8 protein-coding genes are annotated in these 6,358 nt (G+C 62.8%); 7 read left to right on the plus strand and 1 reads right to left on the minus strand.

The genetic code is table 11. From position 1 onward, the window contains the following. Positions 1-100: 100 nt before the first annotated feature. Entirely contained in the window at positions 101-3,067 is a 2,967-nt protein-coding gene (locus tag BV390_RS29775; RefSeq protein ID WP_003100881.1) for a Tn3-like element ISPa38 family transposase, read from the minus strand. A 158-nt stretch (positions 3,068-3,225) separates the two neighbouring features. Here BV390_RS29775 and BV390_RS29780 point away from each other — a divergent pair, with 158 nt between their 5' ends. The 7 genes from BV390_RS29780 to BV390_RS29810 all read left to right on the plus strand — a co-directional run bounded on the left by BV390_RS29780 (position 3,226) and on the right by BV390_RS29810 (position 6,257). Next, a complete protein-coding gene (locus BV390_RS29780; RefSeq protein ID WP_001247892.1) occupies positions 3,226-3,516 on the plus strand; it encodes a nucleotidyltransferase family protein in 291 nt (96 codons plus the stop codon). After that, on the plus strand, positions 3,513-3,914 hold the full coding sequence (locus tag BV390_RS29785; RefSeq protein WP_001293886.1) for a HepT-like ribonuclease domain-containing protein: 402 nt from the start codon (positions 3,513-3,515) through the stop codon (positions 3,912-3,914). Before BV390_RS29780 ends, BV390_RS29785 begins: the two co-directional genes overlap by 4 nt. Next, positions 3,904-4,260, plus strand: a complete 357-nt coding sequence (locus BV390_RS29790; protein WP_000215515.1) for a cupin domain-containing protein — start codon at positions 3,904-3,906, stop codon at positions 4,258-4,260. Before BV390_RS29785 ends, BV390_RS29790 begins: the two co-directional genes overlap by 11 nt. 254 nt (positions 4,261-4,514) lie before the next feature. After that, positions 4,515-4,841: a hypothetical protein gene (locus tag BV390_RS29795; RefSeq protein ID WP_003100858.1), complete on the plus strand. Its 327-nt coding sequence runs from the start codon at positions 4,515-4,517 to the stop codon at positions 4,839-4,841. Beyond that, a complete protein-coding gene (locus tag BV390_RS29800) occupies positions 4,838-5,338 on the plus strand; it encodes a hypothetical protein (RefSeq protein WP_003100856.1) in 501 nt (166 codons plus the stop codon). The genes BV390_RS29795 and BV390_RS29800 overlap by 4 nt, the downstream gene beginning before the upstream one ends. Then, on the plus strand, positions 5,335-5,706 hold the full coding sequence (locus BV390_RS29805) for a hypothetical protein (protein WP_003100853.1): 372 nt from the start codon (positions 5,335-5,337) through the stop codon (positions 5,704-5,706). The genes BV390_RS29800 and BV390_RS29805 overlap by 4 nt, the downstream gene beginning before the upstream one ends. Next, the gene (locus BV390_RS29810) at positions 5,700-6,257 is read left to right on the plus strand and encodes a recombinase family protein (RefSeq protein ID WP_004118524.1); all 558 of its coding nucleotides are present in this window, start codon (positions 5,700-5,702) and stop codon (positions 6,255-6,257) included. Before BV390_RS29805 ends, BV390_RS29810 begins: the two co-directional genes overlap by 7 nt. Positions 6,258-6,358 lie beyond the last annotated feature (101 nt).

A 6,358-nucleotide genomic window follows, 5' to 3' on the forward strand; every position in this document is an offset into this window, starting at 1 on the left:
CAATAAGCGCAATGTTTTCCATGATGGTTCTCCGAATGAAAGCCTGTCCTCAGCATAGTACTGGGAAGGAGGGAGTGACCATCTCATTAAATAAAGCACGCTAAGCCGGTTGCAGCGGCCGTAGCGGCCTGAACTTGCCCGCGCCGATCTTGGCGCTGCTGCGCCAGAGGTAATCGCCGGTCAGGTTGATGTGCTCCCAGCCGAGCGGCGACAGGTACTGCAACAGGCCGTCATCGACGGCTTGACCGTGGCCACGCAAGGCGTTCGCGGCCCGCTCCAGATAGACCGTGTTCCATAGCACGATGGCCGCCGTCACCAGGTTGAGGCCGCTGGCCCGGTAGCGCTGCTGCTCGAAGCTGCGGTCGCGGATTTCCCCCAGGCGGTTGAAGAACACGGCGCGGGCCAGCGCGTTGCGCGCCTCGCCTTTGTTCAGCCCGGCATGCACGCGGCGGCGCAGCTCGACGCTTTGCAGCCAGTCCAGGATGAACAGTGTGCGCTCGATGCGTCCCAGCTCACGCAGGGCGACGGCCAGGCCGTTCTGGCGCGGGTAGCTGCCAAGCTTCCTGAGCATCAGCGAGGCCGTCGCCGTGCCCTGCTTGATCGAGGTGGCCATCCGCAGGATTTCATCCCAATGGGCGCGGACGTGCTTGATGTTGAGCGTGCCGCCGATCATCGGTTTCAACGCCTCGTAGGTGGCATCGCCCTTCGGGATGTAGAGCTTGGTGTCGCCCAGGTCACGAATGCGCGGGGCGAAGCGGAAGCCCAGCAGGTGCATCAACGCGAAGACGTGGTCCGTGAACCCTGCCGTGTCGGTGTAGTGCTCCTCGATCCGCAGGTCGGATTCGTGATACAGCAGGCCGTCGAGCACGTAGGTCGAGTCGCGCACGCCGACGTTCACGACCTTGGTGTGGAACGGCGCGTACTGGTCGGAGATATGGGTGTAGAACGTCCGCCCTGGGCTGCTGCCGTATTTCGGATTGATGTGGCCGGTGCTCTCGGCCTTGCTGCCGGTGCGGAAGTTCTGGCCGTCCGACGATGACGTGGTGCCGTCGCCCCAATGCTCGGCGAAGGGATGTCGGAACTGCGCGTTGACCAGCTCGGCCAGTGCCGCCCCGTAGGTTTCGTCGCGGATGTGCCAGGCTTGCAGCCAGGCCAGCTTGGCGTAGGTCGTGCCGGGGCACGATTCCGCCATCTTGGTCAGGCCCAGGTTGATCGCGTCGGCGAGGATCGTGGTCAGCAACAGGTTTTTGTCCTTGGCCAGGTCGCCTGACTTCAGGTGGGCGAAGTGCCGGGTGAAGCCCGTCCATTCGTCTACCTCCAGCAGCAATTCGGTGATCTTGACGTGCGGTAGGATCATCGCCGTCTGGTCGATCAGGGCCTGTGCGGTATCGGGCACCGCCGCATCGAGCGGCGTGATCTTCAGGCCCGACTCCGTGATGATGGCGTCCGGCAGCTCGTTGGCCAGCGCCATGCGGTTGACGGTGGCGAGCTGCGTTTCCAGCAGCGTCAGCCGGTCATGCAGGTACTGGTCGCAATCGGTGGCCACGGCCAGCGGCAATTCGCTGGCCTGCTTGAGGCTGGCGAATTTCGCGGGCGGCACCAGGTAGTCCTCGAAGTCCTTGAACTGGCGCGAGCCTTGCACCCAGATGTCGCCGGAGCGCAGCGCGTTCTTCAGCTCCGACAGCGCGCACAGTTCGTAGTAGCGCCGGTCGATGCCGGTGTCGGTCATCACCAGCTTCTGCCAGCGCGGCTTGATGAACTCGGTCGGCGCGTCGGTGGGCACCTTGCGGGCGTTGTCGCTGTTCATGCTGCGCAGCACCTCGATGGCGTCGAGTACGTCCTTGGCGGCGGGCGCGGCCCGCAACTTGAGCACGTCGAGAAATTCCGGCGCGTAGCGGCGCAGCGTGGCGTAGCTCTCGCCGATGCGGTGCAGGAAATCGAAGTCCTCGGGTTGCGCGAGCCGCTGCGCTTCGGTGACGCTCTCGGCGAAAGCATCCCAGGACATGACGGCCTCGATGGCGGCGAACGGATCGCGGCCCGCTTGCTTGGCCTCGATCAGCGCCTGGCCGATGCGCCCGAACAGCCGCACCTTGGCATTGATCGCCTTGCCGGATGCCTGGAACTGCTGCTGATGCTTGTTCTTGGCGGCATTGAACAGCTTGCCCAGGATGCGGTCATGCAGGTCGATGATTTCGTCGGTGACGGTGGCCATGCCCTCGATGGCGAGCGCCACCAGGGTCGCGTAACGCCGCTGCGGCTCGAACTTCGCCAGGTCGGCGGGCGTCATCTGGCCGCCCTCGCGGGCGATCTTGAGCAGCCGGTTCTGGTGAACCAGCCGCTCGATGCCGGAGGGCAGGTCGAGCGCCTGCCACGCCTTGAGGCGTTCGATGTGTTCCAGCATGTGCCGCGAGTTCGGTTTGACCGGGGATTGCCGCAGCCAGGCCAGCCACGTCGTCTTGCCGTTGTCGCGGCGCTTGAGCAGATCGTCGAGGCGACGGCGATGCACGTCCGTCAGCGGCTCAGCCAAGGCGTCGTAGAGACGCCGGTTGGCGCGGGTAATCGCTTCGGCGCTCGCCCGCTCGACGGCGTTGAGGGCGGGCACAATGACCGACTGCCGCCGCAGGTGCTCGATCAAGGCTCTGGCCAGCACGATGCCCTTGTCGGTTTGCATGGCCAGCTCGGTCAGCAACTGGACAGCCTGCCGGTAGTGGCCAATCGTGAACGGCTGGAAGCCGAACACCGTTTGCAGCTCGACCAGGTGCTCGCGTCGGGTCTGCTCACGCTGCCCGTACTCGTCCCAGCTTTCGATGCCGACCTTGAGCTGGTTGGCGACCAGTCTCAGCAATGGCGGGAACGGTGGCTCATCAGCGCCAAGGATGACGCCGGGAAAGCGCAGGTAGCAGAGCTGCACCGCGAAGCCCAGCCGATTGGCCGGGCCGCGCCGCTGCCGGATGATGGAGAGGTCGCTTTCGCTGAACGTGTAGTGACGGATCAACTCATCCTTGGTGTCCGGCAACGCCAGCAGGCTTTCGCGCTCGGCGGCGGAGAGGATCGAACGGCGGGGCATGCGGTTTCCTTCTTCTTGAAAACGTAGGTTTGTGACAAGCCCGCCAAGGCAACCGGCGCGGCACGGGAATCAAGGCATTGCGATTCTCGAAAATAGTTCTTGAAATTCTATTCTTGATTGCATATCATCTCAACGAGTTTCGATAAGAAAGGATGCGCATGCGACCGTCTGTTGTGCTTGACATGAAGCGAAGCGCAGTGCGTGAAGCGGTAGGCCGCTTTCGCGCCGCGAACCCGCGCGTCTTCGGCTCGGTGCTGCATGGCACCGACCGGGATGGCAGCGACCTCGACCTGTTGGTCGATGCGCTGCCCGGTGCCACGTTGTTGGACTTGGGCGATTTGGAAGAAGAACTGAAATCGCTGCTCGGCGTTGACGTCGATCTGCTGACTCCCGGCGACCTGCCGCCGAAGTTCCGGGCCAAGGTGCTCGCGGAGGCGCAACCGATATGAGCGAGAACCGCCTGCCCGATTACCTCGACCACATTCAGCAGGCCGCAACCGATGCGCGCAGCTTCGTGGAAGGGATGGCCAAGGACGACTTCTTGGCCGACAAGCGCACCCAGCAGGCCGTCATCATGAGCCTGATCGTCATCGGCGAGGCGGCCACAAAGGTGATGGATGGCTACGTCGAGTTCACCCAGGCGCATGCCGACGTGCCGTGGCGCAGCATGCGCAATATGCGTAATCGCATGGCTCACGGCTATTTCGACATCAACCTCGATGTGGTGTGGGAGACGGTACAGGAATGGCTGCCGGCGTTGCTCCAGCAATTGCCCGCCGTGCGTCAGGATGCCGACGATGAAGACCGTAACGACAACTGTGAAAGAGGAATCTCCGATGACTGTTGAATCGAGAATATTTTCTGTAGCCGAGTATGTTCAGCCGTCCGAAGGCGAGCCTATTCGTTCCGTTGTGCTTGAAACCCGAGACTCAATTATCGTGGTTTGGCATGTCCATCCCGGGCAGGAAATTGCGGCTCACATTCATCCTCACGGCCAAGACACGTGGACTGTTTTGTCGGGAATGGCTGATTACTTTCAGGGCAATGGGATTGTTCGTGCCCTCAGGGAAGGTGAGATAGCCGTGGCAAGACCGGGCCAAGTGCACGGGGCGCGAAATACAGGTACCGAGCCATTTGTGTTAGTCTCGGTTGTGGCATCAGCCAATGCCGGTTTCGTATTGGCTGAGCGATAGAGCCCAATCTCTGGAGTTGGTCCAATGAGCGGTCGGGGAGATAGGTAACAGACATGCAGCGGACACGGCTGCTAAACCAGGTCGCAAACCTCCTTGCGTCGCAGCGTGCCGCAAGCGACGCGATCAATCGAATGGGGTCGGCATGAGACTGAACACCATCCAGTTCCCGACCGCGTAGCCGCCTGTCCTGCCGATCAGGTCTTGACCATCGACGCCTGGGATCAGTCCTGAATGTTCTTGGAGACCACTACGTTATGAGCCGCAGCCGCCGCAAAACACCCATCGTCGGGCACACGACCTGCGGCAGCGAGCGCGAGGACAAGAAGCTCTGGCATCAGCGCTGGCGCACCCGTGAGCGCACGGCGCTGACCAGCGCGTCGCCCGAAGCCCTGAGCGCCCATCTGCCCCTGCTGGAAAACCAGGCCAGCAGCGTCTGGTCGATGGGCAAGGATGGCCGCTCCTACTGGCCCGTCAAGCGCCAGGCCGCCACGGCGGATCGCATCGCCAATCACAAGGGACGCAACCCGCAAGAACGCGCCTCCCTGAAAAAGCGCCTGCTGCGCAAGTGGATGAGCAAATGAAGCTCTCCTTCCATCAGCACATTGCGCTGTTCTGGATGATCGGTGCTCCGGGCGTCTTCGCGCCCGTGATCGAGAACGCCAAGCGGCCCGATGCCGGCGCCGTCATGGCGTGGGGTGTCGCGATCGTGGCGGTGATGATCCTCTTCACCCCTTTGCTGCTGCGCTGTCCACCATTCCGGCGCTGGTATGGCCGGACGGATGCGCTGTCGGAGCGGCAGCGCCAGGCGCTTGCCGAGCGCGGCCTGCGCCGCTACTACCAGACCGCTTTCGATGACGGCTACGTGCCCCGCGTGATGCCCTACGTGTGGCGCATCATCTGGACGGTCGGCGGGTTGATGGCTGTGACCGCCGTACTGCCTACCAACACCGGACGGCCAGCCTTCGATGCCTTGGTGGTCTTCTCGACCTGGTATCCGATAGGCGTGATGCTGCTGGTTTTCGCGTCGAGGCCCCTTGGCCGGTTGATTCGCCAAAGAGCACAGGAGCGGCGGAAATGAGCACGTCAACCATCGAGGCGCTGGCCAGCGCCTGGGCAAGGATTGCCGAGGAAGCGGAATTCCCCGCTGACTACGAGGGGACTGCCACACCACAAGCGCATCGGGCTAGCGAAGCTATTCAGGAGCAGATTCGGGAGCGCATCGTCGCCACCAACGACATGCGGCTGTTCAGCCTGCTGCACCTGCTGGGTCAGGCGTCGCTGCGCATGGAGCAAGCGCTGTGGCCGGAGGATTACGAGCGGATGACGCGCGAGGTTGAGGAAGCCCTGCGGCAAGCCACCGACGCCAACGCCAGATCGTACACCCACGAAGAAGTGATGCAGGCGATGCAGGAACGCATCGACCGGGCGCGAGACAAGCCATGTTGATTGGCTATGCGCGCGTCTCGACGCAGGATCAGAACCTGGAGCTGCAACGCGAAGCCTTGAGCAAGGCCGGATGTAAAAAGGTCTTCGAGGACAAGGTGAGTGGCACGCGGGCAGACCGGCCTGGCTTGGCCAAGACGCTCGAAATGCTGCGCGAAGGCGATACTTTGGTCGTCTGGAAGCTCGACCGGCTGGGCCGGTCGGTCAAGCAACTGGTCGATCTGGTCGGCGAGCTGCACAAGCACGGTGTCCAGTTCAGGAGCCTCACCGACTCCATCGACACCGGCACACCATCCGGGCGGTTCTTCTTCCACGTCATGGCGAGCCTTGCCGAAATGGAGCGCGAGCTGACCGTCGAGCGCACCCGCGCCGGGCTGGAAGTCGCCAAGCAGCTCGGCCGCAAAGGCGGCCGCAAGCCGAAGATGACCGACAGCAAGATCGAGTCGGCCAAGAAGCTGCTGGCCAGCGGGGTGCCGCCCAAGGACGTGGCCAAGAACCTCGGCGTGTCCATTCCGACGCTGTACCGCTGGGTGCCAGCCTCCACGCACGCTTAGCGTGCTTTATTTAATGAGATGGTCACTCCCTCCTTCCCAGTACTATGCTGAGGACAGGCTTTCATTCGGAGAACCATCATGGAAAACATTGCGCTTATTGG

The organism is Klebsiella sp. YJ, assembly GCF_002108615.1.
GTDB classification, from domain to species: domain Bacteria; phylum Pseudomonadota; class Gammaproteobacteria; order Enterobacterales; family Enterobacteriaceae; genus Klebsiella; species Klebsiella planticola.

Coding starts and splice junctions, on each gene's coding strand:
- BV390_RS29775 (WP_003100881.1), bottom strand. CDS start 3,067: ATGCCCCGCCGTTCGATCCTCTCCGCCGCCGAGCGCGAAAGCCTGCTG.
- BV390_RS29780 (WP_001247892.1), top strand. CDS start 3,226: ATGCGACCGTCTGTTGTGCTTGACATGAAGCGAAGCGCAGTGCGTGAA.
- BV390_RS29785 (WP_001293886.1), top strand. CDS start 3,513: ATGAGCGAGAACCGCCTGCCCGATTACCTCGACCACATTCAGCAGGCC.
- BV390_RS29790 (WP_000215515.1), top strand. CDS start 3,904: ATGACTGTTGAATCGAGAATATTTTCTGTAGCCGAGTATGTTCAGCCG.
- BV390_RS29795 (WP_003100858.1), top strand. CDS start 4,515: ATGAGCCGCAGCCGCCGCAAAACACCCATCGTCGGGCACACGACCTGC.
- BV390_RS29800 (WP_003100856.1), top strand. CDS start 4,838: ATGAAGCTCTCCTTCCATCAGCACATTGCGCTGTTCTGGATGATCGGT.
- BV390_RS29805 (WP_003100853.1), top strand. CDS start 5,335: ATGAGCACGTCAACCATCGAGGCGCTGGCCAGCGCCTGGGCAAGGATT.
- BV390_RS29810 (WP_004118524.1), top strand. CDS start 5,700: ATGTTGATTGGCTATGCGCGCGTCTCGACGCAGGATCAGAACCTGGAG.